21 protein-coding genes are annotated in these 19,081 nt (G+C 64.9%); 19 read left to right on the top strand and 2 right to left on the bottom strand.

Going from position 1 to position 19,081, the window contains the following annotated elements:
• Positions 1–9: 9 nt before the first annotated feature.
• The 12 genes from M2343_RS06580 (at position 10) to ccoS (ending at position 11,586) form a co-directional block, all read left to right on the top strand.
• The gene (locus M2343_RS06580) at positions 10–909 is read left to right on the top strand and encodes a phosphotransferase (protein ID WP_264576042.1); all 900 of its coding nucleotides are present in this window, start codon (positions 10–12) and stop codon (positions 907–909) included.
• Between the two features lie 17 nt (positions 910–926).
• A complete protein-coding gene (locus M2343_RS06575) occupies positions 927–1,982 on the top strand; it encodes a hypothetical protein (protein WP_264576041.1) in 1,056 nt (351 codons plus the stop codon).
• Positions 1,983–2,115: 133 nt separating this feature from the next.
• Positions 2,116–2,724: an NAD(P)-dependent oxidoreductase gene (locus tag M2343_RS06570; RefSeq protein WP_264576040.1), complete on the top strand. Its 609-nt coding sequence runs from the start codon at positions 2,116–2,118 to the stop codon at positions 2,722–2,724.
• A 108-nt stretch (positions 2,725–2,832) separates the two neighbouring features.
• A complete protein-coding gene (locus tag M2343_RS06565) occupies positions 2,833–3,531 on the top strand; it encodes a Crp/Fnr family transcriptional regulator (protein ID WP_181559335.1) in 699 nt (232 codons plus the stop codon).
• 146 nt (positions 3,532–3,677) lie between these two features.
• Complete coding sequence (gene ccoN / locus M2343_RS06560) at positions 3,678–5,345, top strand: cytochrome-c oxidase, cbb3-type subunit I (RefSeq protein ID WP_264572558.1); 1,668 nt, start codon at positions 3,678–3,680, stop codon at positions 5,343–5,345.
• Positions 5,346–5,357: 12 nt separating this feature from the next.
• A complete protein-coding gene (gene ccoO / locus M2343_RS06555; protein ID WP_264576039.1) occupies positions 5,358–6,092 on the top strand; it encodes a cytochrome-c oxidase, cbb3-type subunit II in 735 nt (244 codons plus the stop codon).
• Positions 6,089–6,277, top strand: a complete 189-nt coding sequence (locus M2343_RS06550; RefSeq protein ID WP_181559338.1) for a cbb3-type cytochrome oxidase subunit 3 — start codon at positions 6,089–6,091, stop codon at positions 6,275–6,277. The genes ccoO and M2343_RS06550 overlap by 4 nt, the downstream gene beginning before the upstream one ends.
• A complete protein-coding gene (ccoP, locus tag M2343_RS06545; protein WP_264576038.1) occupies positions 6,270–7,217 on the top strand; it encodes a cytochrome-c oxidase, cbb3-type subunit III in 948 nt (315 codons plus the stop codon). The genes M2343_RS06550 and ccoP overlap by 8 nt, the downstream gene beginning before the upstream one ends.
• Before the next feature lie 151 nt (positions 7,218–7,368).
• On the top strand, positions 7,369–8,829 hold the full coding sequence (ccoG, locus tag M2343_RS06540) for a cytochrome c oxidase accessory protein CcoG (protein WP_264577512.1): 1,461 nt from the start codon (positions 7,369–7,371) through the stop codon (positions 8,827–8,829).
• Positions 8,826–9,281, top strand: a complete 456-nt coding sequence (locus tag M2343_RS06535) for a FixH family protein (protein WP_264570021.1) — start codon at positions 8,826–8,828, stop codon at positions 9,279–9,281. Before ccoG ends, M2343_RS06535 begins: the two co-directional genes overlap by 4 nt.
• A complete protein-coding gene (locus tag M2343_RS06530; protein WP_264576037.1) occupies positions 9,278–11,434 on the top strand; it encodes a heavy metal translocating P-type ATPase in 2,157 nt (718 codons plus the stop codon). The genes M2343_RS06535 and M2343_RS06530 overlap by 4 nt, the downstream gene beginning before the upstream one ends.
• On the top strand, positions 11,431–11,586 hold the full coding sequence (gene ccoS / locus M2343_RS06525) for a cbb3-type cytochrome oxidase assembly protein CcoS (protein WP_181559343.1): 156 nt from the start codon (positions 11,431–11,433) through the stop codon (positions 11,584–11,586). The genes M2343_RS06530 and ccoS overlap by 4 nt, the downstream gene beginning before the upstream one ends.
• Before the next feature lie 247 nt (positions 11,587–11,833).
• On the opposite strand, the gene M2343_RS06520 is transcribed toward ccoS, so the two are convergent.
• Complete coding sequence (locus M2343_RS06520) at positions 11,834–12,511, bottom strand: OmpW/AlkL family protein (RefSeq protein WP_264576036.1); 678 nt, start codon at positions 12,509–12,511, stop codon at positions 11,834–11,836.
• Positions 12,512–12,645: 134 nt separating this feature from the next.
• On the opposite strand from M2343_RS06520, the gene hemN reads away from it, so the two are divergent.
• From hemN to fghA, 6 genes are all read left to right on the top strand, one after another.
• Complete coding sequence (hemN, locus tag M2343_RS06515) at positions 12,646–13,968, top strand: oxygen-independent coproporphyrinogen III oxidase (RefSeq protein ID WP_264576035.1); 1,323 nt, start codon at positions 12,646–12,648, stop codon at positions 13,966–13,968.
• A gap of 3 nt (positions 13,969–13,971) precedes the next feature.
• Positions 13,972–14,670, top strand: coding sequence for a sulfite exporter TauE/SafE family protein (locus M2343_RS06510; protein WP_264576034.1), 699 nt, complete (start codon positions 13,972–13,974; stop codon positions 14,668–14,670).
• Positions 14,671–14,768: 98 nt separating this feature from the next.
• The gene (locus M2343_RS06505) at positions 14,769–15,881 is read left to right on the top strand and encodes an S-(hydroxymethyl)glutathione dehydrogenase/class III alcohol dehydrogenase (protein ID WP_264576033.1); all 1,113 of its coding nucleotides are present in this window, start codon (positions 14,769–14,771) and stop codon (positions 15,879–15,881) included.
• 37 nt (positions 15,882–15,918) lie between these two features.
• A complete protein-coding gene (locus M2343_RS06500) occupies positions 15,919–16,308 on the top strand; it encodes a VOC family protein (RefSeq protein WP_264576032.1) in 390 nt (129 codons plus the stop codon).
• 46 nt (positions 16,309–16,354) lie between these two features.
• On the top strand, positions 16,355–16,738 hold the full coding sequence (locus M2343_RS06495) for a VOC family protein (protein WP_264576031.1): 384 nt from the start codon (positions 16,355–16,357) through the stop codon (positions 16,736–16,738).
• A 3-nt stretch (positions 16,739–16,741) separates the two neighbouring features.
• On the top strand, positions 16,742–17,587 hold the full coding sequence (gene fghA / locus M2343_RS06490) for an S-formylglutathione hydrolase (RefSeq protein ID WP_264576030.1): 846 nt from the start codon (positions 16,742–16,744) through the stop codon (positions 17,585–17,587).
• 27 nt (positions 17,588–17,614) lie between these two features.
• Here fghA and M2343_RS06485 read toward each other — a convergent pair whose 3' ends face one another.
• Positions 17,615–17,926, bottom strand: coding sequence for a DUF3817 domain-containing protein (locus M2343_RS06485; RefSeq protein ID WP_264572568.1), 312 nt, complete (start codon positions 17,924–17,926; stop codon positions 17,615–17,617).
• Positions 17,927–18,076: 150 nt separating this feature from the next.
• Here M2343_RS06485 and M2343_RS06480 point away from each other — a divergent pair, with 150 nt between their 5' ends.
• A complete protein-coding gene (locus tag M2343_RS06480; RefSeq protein WP_264576029.1) occupies positions 18,077–19,072 on the top strand; it encodes a MarR family winged helix-turn-helix transcriptional regulator in 996 nt (331 codons plus the stop codon).
• The last annotated feature ends 9 nt before the right edge of the window (positions 19,073–19,081 follow it).

Below are 19,081 nucleotides of genomic sequence, written 5' to 3'. Positions count from 1 at the left end.
GGACCAGAGTTGACCCTCGACAGCCACCCGGCCTTGCGGATGTTTCGCGAGGTCATTCCGCTCTCCGGCTTTTCCGGCGCGACCGTCGCGTTGGTCCGTGATGGGGGGCAGCCCTTCGTGCGCAAGGCGGCCAATCTTGTCGATGCCAACGGGTCGTTGCGCGATCAGGCGGTGCGGCAGCAGGCGCTGGCTGGGCTGGTGGAAGGCTGTGCCGGGATGCCCGAGGTGCTCGACATGGGCGAGCAGGACGGACTGTTCTATTTCGACATGGCGTTCATCCCGTCGCGCGATGCGGTCAATTTCCTCTCCAATGGCACCTTTGATAATGTCGCCGATTTCGCCGACCGCGTGGAGCGGCTGATGAGCCGCCTGGCGGTTTCGGTGCCGGTAAGCCAGCCGCCACTCGCCCCGCGCAAGAGCCTGCTGGTGGACAAGCTGCAGCAGATCGCCGACAAGACTGGCGCGATGCACGAGCAAGCGCTCGCCTCTCTGGTGGAGGCGGCGCAGCGCATGGATGTGCTGGTGGCGGACGAAAAGCCCACGGCCGCGCATGGCGATCTGACCTTCGAGAACATCCTCGTCGACCGGCGCGGCGCCTTGTGGCTGATCGACACGATCACATCGCCCTTCGACCATGTCTGGATCGACTGGTCCAAGCTGTTTCAGGAGTGCGAGGGGCTTTGGCACGCCCATCGTGGCCGGCCTCTGGCCCGGGGCGTGACATGGTGGCTGCGGCAGCGCTTCCATGCTGCCGCGACAGCGCTGGACCCGGCGTATCCCGCACGCCATTACATCCTGCTCGGCCTCACCTTCGCGCGCATCCTGCCTTATGCGAAGACCGACGAGGACCGGGCCTTCGTTGCCCGGCGGGTGGCCGAATGCGGCCGTGCTGCCCTGGACAATCTTTGACGCGAGAGAGAAGACCCATGAAGATCATCGTACCCTGCGCCGGCCGCTCCTCCCGCTTCCCCAACATGGCGCCTAAGTGGATGCTGCCTGACAATGATGGCCTGCCCATGGTCTTCAAGGCGGTGCAGGGGCTCGGCGCCAATGTGGATGATTTCATCTTCACGATCCTGCGCGAGCATGAAGAGCGCTTCCAGGCCCAGGAAGGTCTGCGCGCCGCCTTCGGACAGAAGGTTAACTGCGTCATTCTCGACGAGCCGACGCGCAGCCAGTCCGAGACGGTTGCCCAGACGCTGCTCAAGAGCGGCATCGACGAGCCCTTCATGGTGAAGGACAGCGACAATTATTTCGAGGTGCCGCACCTCTATCAGACGTACAATTATGTGTGCGTCGCGTCGCTGAGCAGCTTCAGCCAGGTCAATCCGCAGAACAAGAGCTATGTTCAGGTCGATCAGGAAGATGTGATCGTCAATTTCCGCGAAAAGCAGGTCATCTCCGATCTGTTCAGCGTCGGCGGCTATTATTTCTCCAGCCCGCGCGAGTTTTTGACCGCCTATGACGAGCTGATGGGCCAGCCGCGCCTGTCAGCCGGTGAGCTCTATCTCTCCGAGATCATCGGCTATCTTGCGATGCAGGGTTCGGTCTTTCGCATCCAGCGGATCAAGCAGTATCAGGACTGGGGGACGGTCCACGAGTGGCGCGAATATCTGCAGGGCCACCGGGTGTTCTTCATCAGCGTCGATGGCTTCCTGTTCGAGCAGGGGTCGCTGTTTTTCAAGCCCGGCTTCCAGGAAGTGAAGCCCAATCCGGTAGCGATCGAGACAGTGCAGAAACTGGCGGCGGAGGGGCAGAAGATCTTCTATCTCTCCATCCGTCCGCAGGAGCTGGAAGCGCTGACCAAGAGCCAGCTCGCCGCCGCCGGCCTGCCGGAGCGGCCGCTGCTGCTCGGTTGCGATCTGGCACAATGGACGCTGCTGACTGCGCCGCATTCCAACCAGCCGTTCCGCACCTCGCATGCTGTCGAGATCGCTGCGGATGACCCGAACATGGCGGAAAAGCTGGCCGTTGATCGCTGACGTCGGGAAACCCGGCGCTGGTCTCTTGCCTTTGTCCGGCTTGACCCTAAGAACAGGCTCTTAGAACAGGCAAAGTCAATTTGGGTGTCGCGGGCGAGCCGCGCGATCTGCCCGATAAGAGAGGAATGCAGGCATGAAGATCGCAATCATGGGTGCCACTGGCAATGCAGGCCAGCGTCTGGTCGATGAGGCCGTGAGTCGTGGGCACAATGTCACGGGCATTTCGCGTAGCGCAGACACCCAGGCCCCGCGCGGGGGCGTGACGTGGGTGAAGGCCGACATCAATGATGTCGACGACATGGCGAGCAAGATCGCCGGCCATGATGCGGTCATTCTTTCCATGCCGTTCAAGTCGCTGGATGCGGACAATGTGTTCGCTGTGGCGCGCAAGGCCGGGTGCTGGCTGCTGGTGGTCGGCGGCGCGGCGAGCCTGCAGACCGAGGATGGCGTGGTGCTGCTCGATACGCCGGGTTTCCCGGACTTCATCAAGGTCGAGGCCGCGCCAGCGCGCGATTTCCTCAACCAGCTGAAGGCAGGACCGGGCTTTGACTGGACGTTCCTGTCGCCGGCCATGATGTTCGGGCCGGGCGAGCGCACCGGCACCTTCCGCCTCGGCACCGAGACGCTGCTGACGGCGCCGGACGGTAAAAGCTCGATCAGCTATGAGGATTTCGCCGTCGCGATGATCGATGAGATCGAGACGCCCAAGCACAAGAACATGCGGTTCACCGTCGGCTACTGACGCGGTGTCCTCCATAAACGGCGAGGGCCGGGGCTTCCAATATGCCTTTGGTATGCACGGCCTGCTTAGGCCGTTGGAAAGTCTCGACGACTGCTGTAAAGAGTCGCGGTGACTAGCTGCCAACAATGTGTCGTGCGGAACCGCGCGATCTGTTCATCTTTGGATACCTCCGAGCTGGAGGTACTCAACAAGATCGGTCGTCGCGTGCCCGTGCATCGCGGGCAGACGCTGATGTGGGAAGGCGATGACAGCTTGCTGGTCGCCAATGTGATCGACGGCGTACTCAAGCTGTCCACCTCGACAGCGGATGGCCGCGAGCAGATCGTCGGCGTTGTCTATCCGTCCGATTTCATCGGGCGTCCGTTTGGCAGCACGACTCAGCACAGCGTCACCGCCCTGTGCGATGCGCAGGTGTGCCTGTTTACGCGCTCGTCGTTCGACGATTTTGCCCGCACGCATCCGGAGCTGGAGCACAAGCTGCTCCAACGGACCCTCACCGAACTGGATCGCGCGCGTCACTGGATGCTGCTGCTCGGGCGCAAGAGCGCCGGAGAGCGTGTCGCGACCTTCCTGCTCGAAATGGCGCAACGGCTTGCCGACGCGAGCTGTAGCGGCAGCGATCTTGTCGAGCGCTTCGAACTGCCGCTCACCCGCCAGCAGATGGCCGATCTGCTGGGCCTCACCATCGAGACTGTGAGTCGCCAACTCACCCGGCTGCGGCAGGCCGGGATCATCGATCTGCCGGATCGGCGGACCGTCGTCATTCTCGACCATGACGCCATGGAGGCCGAAGCCGGCAACGGCTGAGCACCGCGCTCCTCATCGGCGCGCATCGTGGCGCGCCGGCCACCCGCTCACCGCACTCTTCCCGTTGACCCATGTCAATGATGCCGAGCCCCCGCTGATCCACAGCGACAGCACAGTCCCAGGACTGTGCTGCTCAAGGGGTTTCTATGACCGGTCTAACAATGAAGGCGGGAGGCTGGCTCCTGCTCGCCATTCTCGCGATGCTCGCCTCCGCGCTCGCCGTGGATTCCGGATTTGCCATCCACATGGTCATTGCGTCGCTCGCGGCGCTGCTCGCCATGATGGGGACGCTCCGCTCCGCCGATTGGGGCGGCATGGCGCGCGGCATTTTGCGCATGCCCGATCAGGGGCATTATGATGACGATCCGGTGCGCTGGGGCGTTATCGCCACCGTGTTCTGGGGCATGGCCGGTTTTCTCGCCGGGCTCTACATTGCCTTGCAGCTCGCCTTTCCAGCGCTGAACCTGGGGCTGGAATATACCAGCTTCGGGCGCTTGCGGCCGCTGCACACCTCGGCAGTCATCTTCGCCTTCGGTGGCAATGCCCTGATCGCGACCAGCTTTTATGTCGTGCAGCGCACCTGCCGCGCCCGGCTTGCCTTCCCCTCGCTCGCGCGCTTCGTCTTCTGGGGCTACCAGCTCTTCATCGTGCTCGCCGCGACCGGCTATCTCCTCGGCATCACCGAGGCGAAGGAATATGCCGAGCCCGAATGGTATGTCGACCTGTGGCTCACCATCGTCTGGGTCGCCTATCTCGCGGTCTTCGTCGGGACGATCGTCAAGCGCAGCGAGCCGCATATCTATGTGGCGAACTGGTTTTACCTGAGCTTCATCCTCACCATCGCGATGCTCCACATCGTCAACAACCTGTCGATGCCGGTCAGCCTGCTTGGTTCCAAGAGCTACAGCGCCTTTGCGGGCGTGCAGGATGCGCTGACCCAGTGGTGGTACGGCCATAACGCCGTGGGCTTCTTCCTCACCGCCGGCTTCCTGGCGATGATGTACTATTTCGTGCCCAAGCAGGCCGAGCGGCCGATCTACAGCTATCGCCTGTCGATCATCCACTTCTGGTCGCTGATCTTCCTCTACATCTGGGCCGGCCCACACCACCTCCACTACACCGCGCTGCCCGACTGGGCGCAGACGCTGGGCATGGTCTTCTCGGTCATGCTGTGGATGCCGAGTTGGGGCGGCATGATCAACGGCCTGATGACGCTGAACGGCGCCTGGGACAAGGTCCGCACCGATCCGATCATCCGCATGATGGTGATGGCGCTCGCCTTCTACGGCATGAGCACCTTCGAAGGGCCGATGCTCTCGATCAAGAGCGTGAACAGCCTCTCGCACTATACGGACTGGACCATCGGCCACGTTCACTCGGGCGCGCTCGGCTGGAACGGCATGATCACCTTCGCGGCGATCTACTATCTTACGCCGCGGCTGTGGGGCCGCAACCGGCTCTACTCGCTGCGCATGGTCAACTGGCACTTCTGGCTCGCGACCGTCGGCATCGTCTTCTACGCCTCGGCGATGTGGGTCGCCGGCATCATGCAGGGCCTGATGTGGCGGGAATATGGCGCGGACGGCTACCTTGTCTACGCCTTCTCGGACACCGTCCGCGCGATGTTCCCCATGTACGTGCTGCGCGCCTTTGGCGGACTGCTCTACCTCTCGGGCGCGGTGTGCATGACCATCAATGTGTGGCGCACCATCCTCGGCCACCAGCGCGTCGAAGCGCCGATGAGCGACGCTGCCTATGACGCCGCGAAGGACCGGCCGATCACCCACAAACCTGCTGCGGTTCCCGCGGAATAAGGACGGAAAACCATGTCGAGCTTTGCACAGAAGCACAAGAAGCTGGAGCGCAACGTCACGCTCCTTGCCGTCGCTGCCTTCGCCGCGGTTACCGTGGGCGGAATCGTGGAGATCGCACCGCTCTTCTGGATCGACAACACGATCGAGAAAGTGGAGGGAATGCGTCCCTACACGCCGCTGGAGCTGGCGGGCCGGAACATCTACATGCGGGAGGGCTGCTACAACTGCCACTCGCAGATGATCCGCCCGTTCCGCGACGAGGTGGAGCGCTACGGCCATTACAGCCTCGCCGCCGAGAGCATGTATGACCACCCATTTCAGTGGGGCTCCAAGCGGACTGGGCCGGACCTGGCGCGCGTCGGCAAGCGCTACTCGGATGAGTGGCACGTCCAGCACCTCATCGATCCCCGTAGCGTCGTGCCGGAATCGATCATGCCGACCTATGCCTTCCTCACCAAGCGTGAGCTGAAGGCAGGCGACATGACGGCCCATCTCACGGCGCAGCGCCGGGTGGGCGTGCCCTATAGCGATGAGGACATCGAGAAGGCGAATGCCGATCTGCTGGCGCAGGCCGATCCCGAGGCTGACACCGCCGATCTGCTCAAGCGCTACCCCAAGGCGCAGGCCCGCGATTTCGACGGCAACCCGGCCAAGCTGACCGAGATGGATGCGCTCGTCGCCTATCTCCAGATGCTTGGCACGCTTGTCGATCTGGATAGCGCTGCTCCGCAGGAGGTGGAGCGATGAGCTATAATGATCTGCGCCATTTCGCGGACAGCTACGGGCTTTCGGCAATGGTGGTGCTCTATTTCGGCCTGTGCGCATGGGCGTTCCGTCCCGGCTCGCGCCGGAGCAACCAAGACGCCGCGCACCTGATCTTCGCCGAAGATGGCGAGGCTGCAGCCCATGACAGGAAGAACAACCATGGCTGAGAAGAAACGCATCGACGCGCCGACCGGCACCCAGACCGTCGGCCATGAATGGGACGGGATCGAGGAACTCGATACCCCCATGCCGCGCTGGTGGGTCTGGACTTTTTACGCAACGATCGTGTTCGCGATCGGCTATGTGGTGGTTTATCCCGCTATCCCCTTCGCGCATGAAGCCAGCAAGGGGCTGTTCGGCTGGTCCAGCCGCGGGCAGCTCCAGCAGGTGATGGATGCCGAGACCGCGCGCCGGACGCCGATCTTCTCGGCCATCGCTGCCACGCCGATCGAGAAGCTGGTCGCCCAGCCAAAGCTCATGGAAGCGGCGATGCAGGGTGGTGCAGCCGCGTTCAAGGTGCATTGCGTGCAGTGCCATGGCTCGGGCGCTGCCGGCGCCAAGGGCTATCCGAATCTGGTGGATGATGATTGGCTGTGGGGCGGCGACCTGCAGTCGATCGAATATACGATCACTCATGGCGTGCGGAACCCGGATGAGCCGCAGACTCGCATGAGCCTGATGCCCGCCTTCGGCAAGGACGGCATTCTCACCGGCACGCAGGTTCAGGATGTGGTGAGCCATGTCCGCGTGATCAGCGGGCAGGAGAAGGCCAGCGCTTCCTCACGGCGCGGCGACGTGCTGTTCCAGCAGAATTGCGCGGTGTGCCACGGCCCCGCGGGCAAGGGACTGCGTGAATTCGGTGCGCCGAACCTGACCGACCCGATCTGGCTCTATGGCGGCGATCGAGAGACGCTGACCCAGACCGTGACGAACAGCCGTCGGGGTGTGATGCCCGCCTGGGGCCATGCGCTCGACAAGGCGACGATCCGCATGCTGGCCGTCTACGTCCACAGCCTTGGCGGTGGCGAGGCGACGCCGGTCGCAGCGCAGATTGCCGCTGAGGCTGCCGGGGTACCGGAGGCGCAGGCCAACGCCGCAACACCATAAGGCGCAGCCGGCCCTTCCTCCGCGCGTTGGGGGAGGGGCCGGCTGCCGTTCATTTCGTTGATCCTGCTCAATGTCGTTTGAGCCGACTGCGCCTAAGCGAAGATCGATCGGAGGCAATCTGATGCCGAAGACGCCAACAACGGACGCTGCCATGTCCCCCGTGAATGATGTTACCGCGCCAGCGGAAAGCCTCTACGCCAAGCGCAAGTCGGTCTTCCCCAAGCAGGTCGATGGGCCGTTCCGCCGCTTCAAGTGGCTGGTGATGGCCGTCACCCTGACGATCTATTGGGCCACGCCCTGGATCCGCTGGGACCGCGGGCCGCACGCGCCCAATCAGGCGGTGCTGGTCGATCTCGCCAATCGCCGCTTCTTCATGTTCGGCATCGAGATCTGGCCGCACGAATTCTATTATGTCGCCGGCCTGCTCATCATGGCGGGCGTCGGCCTGTTTCTGGTGACCTCGGCCGTCGGCCGCGCCTGGTGCGGCTACGCCTGCCCGCAGACCGTCTGGACCGATCTGTTCCAGCATGTCGAGCGCTTCCTCGATGGCGATCGCAACGCGCAGATCAGGCTGGAGAAAGCGCCCTGGACCCCGACGAAGGTCTGGAAGCGGCTGCGCAAATGGGCGGTCTGGCTGGTCATCTCGTTCCTAACCGGCGGCGCGTGGATCTTCTACTTTGCCGATGCGCCGACGCTGCAACACCAGTTCTGGACCGGGCAGGCGCCGTTCGTCGCCTATGGCACCACCTTCGTGCTGACCATGACGACCTTCATCTTCGGCGGCTTCATGCGCGAGCAGGTGTGCATCTACATGTGCCCCTGGCCGCGCATCCAGACCGCGATGACAGATGAGAAATCGCTCATCGTCACCTACAAGCACTGGCGCGGCGAGCCCCGCACCAAGGGGCTGAAGAAGGCGCAGGATGAAGGGCTGCCGACCGGGGACTGCATCGACTGTCTGCAATGCGTGCAGGTCTGCCCGACCGGGATCGACATTCGCGAGGGTCCGCAGATCGGGTGCATCACCTGCGCCTTGTGCGTCGATGCCTGTGACAAGGTGATGGCGCAGATCGGCCGCCCGCGCGGCTTGATCGACTATGCCACGGAGATCGACTGCGAGGCCGAAATGAAGGGCGAGGCGCCGGCGCCCGTGCGCAAGCGCCTCTTCCGTCCGCGCACAATTGCCTATTTCGCGATCTGGGCGAGCATTGGCCTCGCCATGCTGTTCGCGCTGGGCGTGCGTTCGCGCATCGACATCGCGGCCAATGCGGAGCGCAATCCGGTCTATGTCCGCCTGTCCGACGGGTCGATCCGCAACAGCTATCTGATCAAGATACGCAACATGCAGAGCCGCGCGCGCCCTATGGCCATCGGCCTCGATGGGCTGGACGGCGCGCTGATGTGGCGTGAGGGCCAGACCCGCGATCAGGCGAGCCGGACCCTGCAAATCGACGTGCCGCCTGATCAGGTGCTCAAGGAGCGGGTGCACGTCGTCGCGCCGCCGCAGGGCATTGCCCGCCAGGATTTCGCCTTCACGTTGCGCACGCTCGACGAGCAGAAAGAGGCAGCGCAGGATGATGAGAGCTTTGTTCGCCCGGAGGTAGGCCAATGACCCGCAAGTTCACCGGACGGCATATCACCGTCATTCTCGTCAGCTTTTTCGGCGTGGTCATGGCCGTCAATTTCACCATGGCCTTCCTCGCCAGCTCCACCTTCGGCGGGCTGGTGGTGCAGAACAGTTATGTCGCCAGCCAGGAGTTCAACAAATGGCTGGCGCAGGCTCGCGCCGAAAACGCGCTGGGCTGGGCGCTCACGCTGAATCGGACTGCGGAGACACGGCTGAGCGCGACGCTGCGCAGTGCGAATGCGCCCATGAACGATGTGGCGCTGACCGCCACCGCCCGTCACCCGCTTGGCCGCAAGCCGGATATCGCGCTGCAGTTCCGGGCGCTCGGCGATGGCGTGTATGAGAGCCTGCAGCCTTTGCCGCAAGGCCGCTGGATCGTCCATGTGCGGGCCCGCGCCCACGGGCGGGAGATCAACCGGGTGGTCGATCTGTCATGACCTATGTGGCGCCAAGGCCCGATTGGTCGGCGGATGCGGTGGAAACCCGCCTCGCCGTGCCGGACATGCATTGCGCCGGCTGCATTTCCAAGATCGAGCGGCTGTTGCCATTGCAGCCAGGAGTCCACGCCGCCCGCGTGAACTTCTCGGCCAAGACGGTGATCGTCTCGCATGCCGCCGATCTGGCCGAGCCTGACCTGCTGCGCGCCTTCGACGCGATCGGGTTCGAGGCGCAACCGCTCCACAGCGCGGCGGCGCATGAGCGCAGCCAGGCGCTGCGTAAGTTGATCCGCGCCCTTGCCGTGGCAGCCTTTGCGGCGATGAACGTCATGCTGCTCTCGGTCTCGGTCTGGTCCGGGGCAGATGGCAGCGCGCGCGAATTGTTCCACTGGATTTCCGCGCTGATCGCCATTCCCGCCGTGGCCTATTCCGGCCAGCCCTTCTTCCGGTCGGCCTTCAAGGCGCTGCGGGCGGGCACGACCAATATGGATGTGCCGATCTCCATCGGCGTCATTCTGGCGACCTCGATGAGCCTCTACGAGACGATCATCGGCGGTCGCCATGCCTGGTTCGATGGCGCGTTGATGCTGCTCACCTTCCTGCTCGCGGGGCGGGTGCTGGACGAGATGATGCGCGCGCGCGCCGCCAGCGGAGCCGAAGCGCTGGTACGCCGCACCGCGCCCGGTGCCATGCGACTGGCCGAGGATGGCGCGAGCCAGTGGGTCGCGGCCGATGCGCTGGCCGTGGGCGACCGCGTTCTGGTCGCTGCTGGCGAGCGCCTCGCGGCGGACGGCGTAATCGAGCAGGGCAGCAGCCGGTTCGATCTCTCCTTGCTCACCGGCGAAAGCGCGCCTGTCACGCTGCGCGCGGGCGACATGGCGACCGCCGGCACGCTCAATCTAGATGGCCCGGTGACGCTGCGCGTGACCGCCGTGGGTGAGGGGCGAGCGATTGCCGAGATTGCCAGGCTGATGGAAAGCGCCGGCCAGGCCAAGTCCCGCTATGTCCGCCTCGCCGACAAATGTTCGCGGCTTTACGCGCCCGTGGTGCATCTGCTCGCTGCCATCACCTTTGCCGGCTGGATGATCGCCGGGGCGGGCTGGCACCAGTCGCTACTGGTTGCCATCGCCGTGCTGATCATCACCTGCCCCTGCGCGCTGGGCCTCGCTGTGCCGGTGGCGCAGGTGGTGGTCTGCGGCGCGATGATGCGGGCGGGGCTGCTGGTGAAGGATGGCAGCGCGCTGGAACGCCTCGCGCAGGCCGATCAGGCCCTGTTCGACAAGACCGGCACCCTCACGCTCGGTCGCCCGCGCGCCTTCGGTGTCGAGGCGCTGGACGAGGAGGAGCGGAGCATTGCCCGCGCGCTGGCCATGACCAGCCGCCATCCCCTCGCAGTGGCGCTCCGGCAGGCGCTGGGCGGCGAGCATGTCGGCCCGGCGGTTCTTGCTGACGTCGAGGATATTCCCGGCGAGGGCGTGCGCGCGCTCTGGCAGGGGCACCCCGTCGCGATGGGCAAGCCCACGCCACAGGATCTGAGCGATCAGGCTGGCGCAAGTGACGATCCGACCATGGCGGTCGCGCTGGAACTGGCGCACGGGCGCCGCCACATCATTCGCTTCGCCGACGCGCTGCGCCCGGATGCCGCGCGGGCGCTGGCGGACCTGCGCGGCCTTGGTCTGCCGCCGGCGATCATGTCGGGCGATCGGGAGGAGGCGGTCCAATCGCTAGCCGATCAGCTCAGCGTGCCGGCCGAGGGCGGGATGCGCCCGGCCGACAAGCTGGCGCGGCTGCAGGCGCTGGCCGAGGCCGGGCACAAGCCTTTGATGGTCGGCGACGGACTGAACGACGGCCCGGCACTTGCCGCGGCCCATGTCTCCATGGCGCCCGGCTCGGCGAGCGATGTCGGCCAGCAGGCGGCGGACATCGTGTTTCTGGGCGACAGCCTCTCCGGCATCCCCAAGTCGGTGCGGGCCTCGCGCGCCACCATGCGCATTGTCCGGCAGAATATCGGTCTGGCGATCGGCTATAATGCGCTGGCTGTGCCGCTGGCGATTGCCGGCTATGTCACGCCGCTGATTGCTGCCGTCGCGATGTCGAGCAGTTCGCTCATCGTGGTGGCCAATTCCCTCCGTCTGCGCTGGGCTGTCAAATGAACGGATTGATCTTCCTCATCCCCGTCGCCCTGCTGCTCGGCCTGACCGGCCTCGTCGCGTTCATGTGGTCGCTGCGGAACGGCCAGTTCGACGACCCGGACGGCGCTGCCATGCGCATTCTGATCGAGGATCAGGATAAGCCGGCGTCTTAGCGACCCTGTGGCATTACGGACAGTGAACGCCGTTCGTCCTGAGTAGCTGCTGAGCTTGTCGAAGCGGCGTATCGAAGGACAAGCCCGTGCGCTGCGATGCTTCGATACGGCTCTTCGATGCGCGCTTGCGGCGCACCTCAGACCCTACTCAGCACGAACGGTCGCGATTCGAACACCAAAAAAAACGGGCCTGCTCCGGGAGAGGGAGGAGCAGACCCGCCTTGCCGGCGCGTGCCGGGAACTGGGCTTAGAAGCGGTAGCTGACGCCGCCGCTGACGACCCAGGGATCGAGTTCGTGCCGCGTTGCCAGCACGGTGGCGCCGGAGGCATTGTAGAATTCGGCAGTCGGCCGGACGAAGTAGCGCTTGGCGTCGAAGGAGATGCCAAGGCCGGTATCATTCACCGGAATGTCGACGCCGGCCTGCAGCGCGAAGCCCACCTTGCTCTTGAGCTTGGCGCTCGCGGCGCCCAGCGCGGCAGTGCCGCCCGCGCCCACCTTGGAGTCCACCGCCCAGAAGTAGCTCGGCCCGGCGCCGATATAGGGTTTGATGGGGCCGGCATTGAGGTGATATTTCAGCGTCACCGTCGCCGGCACGATCTTGATGTCATCGAGCAGCCGGTTGACGCCCTTGATCGCGCCCGCGCCATCCACATGATGCGCGGTCATGCAGCAGATCGTCTCTACCGAGACGGCATCGCTCAGGAAATATTCGATTGCGGCGGTCGGCACCCAATTGTCGCTGGCGGCGGTGTCCGCGCCCGCAGGCAGCGTCACCGTGGCGGATTTGACCGTATCGATCTTGCCATTCGGCAGCACGCCGGTTGCCATCAGCTTGACCTGCACCTTGCCTTGCTGCGCCTGCGCGACCCCGGGGGCAGCGAGCATCGCAAGACCGGCGACACAGCTGAGTAAACGAGCATTCATGGGTTCTTTCCTTTCTTTCCCTGAACCTGCATCGCTCATTAGGATCGGGGTGGGCGCCGCTCATTGACCCAGCGCAAGACTTGGCTTGATCGAGGTCAAGGGCAGCCAAGGCTCGACAAAGTAGAGCCATTTCCATGTGGTCCTATTATCCCGATCTGCTCGCCCGGCCGGTGCCGCGCTACACCAGCTATCCGACGGCGGCCGAATTCACGGACCGGTTGGGGGAGGCCTATCTCGGCCATGCGCTGGATGCGGTGCAGCCGGGGCAACCCGTCTCGCTTTATGTGCACATCCCCTTTTGCGAGGAGATCTGCTGGTATTGCGGGTGCAACACCGGGCGCTCCAACAAGGCGCAGCGGCTGACCAGCTATCTCGATGCGCTTCATGCCGAAATTCGCACTGTCGCCCAGCGCCTCGGCGGACGCGCCCGCGTCGAGCGCATCGCCTTTGGGGGCGGCAGCCCCAATGCCATCCCGCCGCTGGAGTTTGCCCGGCTGGTCGATGAGATGATGCTGGCCTTCAACTGCGGCGCGCCGGTGCTCTCGGTCGAGATCGATCCGCGCGGGTTCGACCAGCGCTGGGCCATGACGCTGGGCGTCTCCGGCACCAAACGCGCCAGCCTTGGCGTGCAGACCTTCGATCCCGCCATCCAGGCCGCAATCGGGCGGGTCCAGCCGCGCGATCTCATCGTCAGCGCGGTTGATCGCCTGCGCAGCAACGGCGTGCGATCCATCAATTTCGATCTGATGTACGGCCTGCCGGGGCAGGATCGCGCGTTGCTCGAGCAGACGCTGGACGAGGCCATCGCCATGCGTCCAGACCGGATCGCCCTGTTCGGCTATGCGCATGTGCCGCATATGCTGCCCCGCCAGAAGCGGATCGATGCCACCCATCTGCCTGATCAGGCCGAGCGTTTCGCCATGGCGGCGCTGGGGCATGATCAGCTCGTTGCGGCTGGCTATGTGCCGGTGGGCTTCGATCATTTCGCGCTGCCCCATGACGATCTCGCCAAGGCGCAGCTGCAGGGCACGCTGCGCCGCAATTTTCAGGGCTTCACCGAGGATCGGGCCGATGTGCTGATCGGCATCGGCGCGACGGCCATCGGTCAGTTTCCGCATCTCATCGTGCAGAATGACAAGAATAGCGGCCGCTACCGGATGCGCGCCGGCGCCGGCCGCCTGACCGGCGAGCGCGGCATCCTGCGCGACGCGGATGATCAGCGGCGCGGCGCGATCATCGAGGATCTGCTCTGCGGCCGGGCTGCTGATGTCGGCACCGATCTGCACCGGACGGACCTGCGTGCCGGACTCGTGCCCTTCCTGGATCGGGGCCTCGCTACGCTGGAGGGCAACAGCCTGCGCATTGCCGAACAGGGCCGGCCTTATGGGCGCGCCGTCGCGGTGCTGTTCGACCGGCATCGCGCCCTATCCCAGCAGCGGTTCAGTAGCGCGATCTGAGCGATGGCCGACCCGTGGACCTTCGGCGGCGGATTTCTGCTGGGCTTTGCCTCCAGCCTGCATTGCGTAGGCATGTGCGGCGGCATAGCGCTGCTGCTTGGTCAGGCGCGGGCGGAGGACGATCATCCTGCGGTCTTCGCAGCGCGGCTCCATGCCGGTCGCATCGGTGCCTATATGGTGATGGGCGGCGCGGCGGGCGCGCTTGGTGCACTGGCGCTGGGCGGGCTGGATGCGACACTCGGCCATCTGCTCCTGCGCTGGGCGGCGGCGATGAGTCTCGCCTGGGTCGGCTTCTCGATGCTGGGTCTCATGCCGAGCCCCGCTGTGGTCGGGCACGCGATCCGGGGGCAGGTGCATGTGCTGGCTTCCGTCGCAGGCGCGGCGCGATCGATGCTGCCGCCGCGCCTGCGCATGATCGCCGCCGGCTTTGGCTGGGGCATGATGCCGTGCGGAATGGTCTACGGTGCGTTGCTATATGCAGCCTTTGCCGGGTCGCTCACCGGCGGACTGCTGGTCATGGCCGGCTTTGGAATCGGCACACTGCCGGCGCTGCTGGCGGTGCAGGGCGGCGCCACGATGCTGGCCGGGCTGGCCCGCAAGCCCGGCGTGCGGACGCTCGCTGCCCTCGCGATCCTGCTCTGCGCGCTGCTCAGCCTCGGCGCCGGGGAGGCCGGCCTGCTGGCCCTGTGCCGCGCGAAATAAGCGTTCGACCGGCTTGGGCGGGGTTGCAAGAATCAGTCTCAGGTTCCAACAAGCGGCAACTGGCGCGCGAGCGCCGTTCCTTGCTGGAGAGATGGGGCATGAAAACGCGGGCTGCGGTAGCATTTGAGGCAAAGAAGCCGCTGGAGATCGTCGAGCTGGATCTGGAAGGGCCCAAGGCGGGCGAGGTTCTGGTCGAGATCATGGCGACGGGCATCTGCCATACCGATGCGTACACGCTCGACGGCCTCGACAGCGAAGGCATCTTCCCCAGCGTGCTCGGCCATGAAGGCGCGGGCATTGTGCGCGAGGTCGGCGCGGGCGTGACCTCCGTGGTGCCGGGCGACCATGTCATCCCGCTCTACACGCCGGAATGCCGCCAGTGTAAGTCCTGCCTCTCGGGCAAGACCAACCTGTGCACCGCGATCCGCGCGACGCAGGGCAAGGGCCTTATGCCGGACGGCACGACGCGCTTTTCCTACAAGGGCCAGCCGATCTACCATTATATGGGCTGCTCGACCTTCTCGAACTTCACCGTTCTGCCCGAGATCGCGGTCGCCAAAATCCGCGAGGACGCGCCGTTCAAGACGAGCTGCTACATCGGCTGCGGCGTGACGACGGGCGTGGGCGCGGTTATCAACACCGCCAAGGTTCAGGTCGGCGACAATGTCGTGATCTTTGGCCTCGGCGGCATCGGCCTCAACGTCATCCAGGGCGCGCGCCTGGCTGGCGCCAACAAGATCATCGGCGTCGACATCAACCCCGATCGCGAGGAATGGGGCCGCAAGTTCGGCATGACCGACTTCCTCAATTCCAAGGGCATGAGCCGCGAGGATGTGGTGGCCAAGATCGTGGCGATGACCGACGGCGGCGCGGACTATACCTTCGACGCGACCGGTAACACCGAAGTGATGCGCACGGCGCTGGAAGCCTGCCATCGCGGCTGGGGCACCAGCATCATCATCGGCGTAGCGGAAGCGGGCAAGGAGATCGCCACGCGGCCGTTCCAGCTCGTCACCGGCCGCAACTGGCGCGGCACCGCGTTCGGTGGGGCCAAGGGCCGCACGGACGTCCCCAAGATCGTCGACATGTATATGACCGGCAAGATCGAGATCGATCCCATGATCACCCACGTCATGGGCCTTGAAGAGATCAACACCGCCTTCGACCTGATGCGTGCCGGCAAGAGCATCCGCTCCGTGGTGGTGTTCTAGGTCCACAGGGCGGCGGTTGCGCTGAGGAGCGGCATCCATGTTCAGGCATCTGGTTCTCGGCACCAACGACATCGAGCGGGCGCGCGTCTTCTATGATGCGACGTTCGCGGCGATGGGCATCGCGCCGGCGCAGGCCGATGCGAAGGGGCGGCTGCTCTATCGGGATGGCGGGGGTCTGTTCATCGTTGGCCACCCCATTGATGGCCAACCGGCCTCCCATGCCAATGGCGGGACCGTCGGCTTTCTGGCGCCCTCACCGGAGGCGGTGAAGGCCTGGCATGCCGCCGGCCTGGCGCATGGCGGCCAGGCGTGCGAGGGAGAGCCGGAGAACCGGATTTCTCCCGCCACCGGGCGGGGTATCTGGGTCGCATATCTGCGCGATCCGGATGGCAACAAGCTTTGCGCGGCCTGGGACGAACCCCAGTGATGCTCCGGCGCGCGCAGGATTTTGAGTAACCAAGAGGAGAGTTACAATGTTTACGCATATCATGGTTGGCGCGAAGGACCTCGCGCAGAGCGCGAAATTCTATGACGCCGTGCTCGGCGCGCTGGGCGCTGGCGCTGGCCACAACATTGGCGATCGCGCTTTCTACTCGCACAATGGCGGCACCTTCGGCATCATCTCGCCGATCAATGGCGAGCCGGCCACCCATGCCAATGGCGGCACCATCGGCTTTGCCGCTGCCGACAAGGATCAGGTCGACGCGTTCCACGCTGCCGGTTTGGCCAATGGCGGCACCAGCGAAGGCGAGCCGGGCAAGCGCCCGCAGGCGCCGGGCAATGCCTATGGCGCCTATCTGCGCGATCCGACCGGCAACAAGATCTGCGTCTTCTGCCAGCTGCCTGAAGGCGCCTGATCGATGACGCTGGAGACGCTCTCGACGAACAAGGCCTATGGCGGCGTCCAGGGCGTCTACCGGCACACATCTTCGGAGACGGGGACGGCAATGACATTCGCCGTCTTCGTCCCCGAGCATGAGCCGGGCGAAACCTTGCCCGTGCTCTTCTACCTCTCCGGCCTCACCTGCACCCATGCGAATGTCATGGAGAAGGGCGAGTATCGCGCGGCCTGCGCGGCGGAGAAAGTCGTCTTCGTGGCGCCCGATACCAGTCCGCGCGGCGAGGATGTGCCCGACGATGCGGAAGGCAAATATGATTTCGGCCTGGGCGCGGGCTTCTATGTCGATGCGACCCAGGCACCCTTCGCGACCCATTATCGCATGAAAAGCTATATCGAGCAGGAATTGCCGGCGCTGATCGCCGCGAATTTCCCGGTCGATATGGCGCGGCAGGGTATCACCGGACACAGCATGGGCGGCCATGGCGCGCTGACCATCGCTTTGCGCAATCCCGAGCGCTTCCGGTCCGTCTCCGCCTTCGCGCCCATCGTTGCGCCGAGCCAGGTGCCGTGGGGGCAGAAGGCGCTCGGCGGCTATTTGGGTGACGATGCATCGGCCTGGGCGCAGCATGATGCTGTCGCGCTGATCGAAGGTGGTGCGCGACTGCCCGACCTGCTGGTCGATCAGGGCGGTGCGGACAATTTCCTCGAGCAGGAGTTGCGCACGCATCTGCTGGAAGCGGCCTGTGCCAAGGCCGGTCAGCCCGCGACAATCCGCATGCAGCCGGGCTATGACCACAGCTATTATTTCATCTCGACCTTCATGGCCGAGCATATCCGCTGGCACGCCGAGCGCCTCAAGGCCTGATCTTCGCGGCCTCTTCGGCGCGCAGGCTTAGACGGAGCGTGCGCGTCCTTGGGTGAGGGCGGCCTCTTGCCGCTTGAGATAGGGATCGTTGAGGAACGTGCCGAACGGGAAGAACGCCGCCAGCGTCGTCCGCAGCCAGCCCATGACACCAAAGCCCTTGCCCGGCAGCACGAACAGCATCGCGCCGATGTAGAGCAGGAACGCGATGCCATGGGTCATCCCGACCGGACGGATCAGCGCGGGATTGTCGAAGCCATATTTGAGCGGCATCGCGATGAGGAACAGCGCGAGGGTCGTGATGCCTTCCACCAGGGCGATATAGCGGAAAATCCTGAGCATGGTGTCTCCTGAGCGGTCGATGACCTGTCGCGTCGCGATCACAGCTCTGTCGCAAGACTCACACGATATCGTCGCGCCGGTTGCCTGATCGGGTTCGATGGGCTTTATCATGCAGATGACAGCATGCCAGGGGCGAGGAGCAAAAATATCGTGACGCAAGAGGCGGATATCGGTCCCGCCCAGCTTGATGCCGGGCTTCTGGGGATGCGCCTCATGCTGCTCATGCGCGCGATCCGCGAAGGCGGCCTGCCGCTGTTCGAGGCGGAGGTGGGCTATAAGGAGATCCATCGCCATTTGCTGCTGCTGCTCGGGCTCTCCGGCGGCATGACCTCTCAGGACATCGTCGGTTTTGCCGGCTACGAAAAGGCGCAGGTCAGTCGTGCGATCAAGCCCTTGGAGCGGGACGGGCTGATCGTGCGCGAGAAGCTGCGCGCCAAGCTCACCCTCTCCCCGGAGGGGCGGGTGCTGTTCGAAAAGATTCGCGCCATCGTCCGCGCCCGTGACGGCCAGCTGGTAAGCGGTCTGGGGCGCGACGAGCTCGAACGCTTTGGCCTGCTCACCGACCAGTTGGCGCAGAAGGCCGCCCGCATCTACAATCAGGAGCGCTGCCTGAGTGTCGAGGCCGGGATCATTGGTGCGGCACCGGGCGGGGCCGGCACGCCCTCATGGCCTGTGGGGCCGGAGGGCAAGAAGATCGAGCCGCCGCCGGATCTGATCGCGCCCAAGCTGGTCGGACTGGTCGCTTATCTCAAGCGCAGCGCCATGCTCTCCTGCCAGCGGATGCACGGCCTGTCGAACTTTCAGGGCCAGGTTCTCGCGCTCATCGGCCTGTATGCGCCGTTGCCGATGGCGCAGCTGATCAAGGCGATGGGGCGGGACAAGAGCCAGATCGGCCGGACGGTCTCGGCGCTGGAAGAGAGCGGGCTGATCGAGCGATTCAGGCCCACTCGTCGCCGCGATATCGTCCTGCAACCGACCGAGGCCGGCGCCGTGGTGTACAAGGCGCTCCATCGCGAGGCCTCGGTGCGGGATGCCAGCCTCTGGAGTGAGGCAAGCGCCGAGGATCGGGCATTCTATCAGGCCATTGTGAGCCGTCTCATGGTTCGCGCCCGGGCATTGAGCGGCGAGAGTTCGGCTGCGGCGTGACGCCGGCTT

The organism is Sphingobium sp. B8D3B (assembly GCF_025961875.1).
Classification (GTDB): domain Bacteria; phylum Pseudomonadota; class Alphaproteobacteria; order Sphingomonadales; family Sphingomonadaceae; genus Sphingobium.
This window is presented reverse-complemented; position numbering and strand designations above follow the sequence as displayed.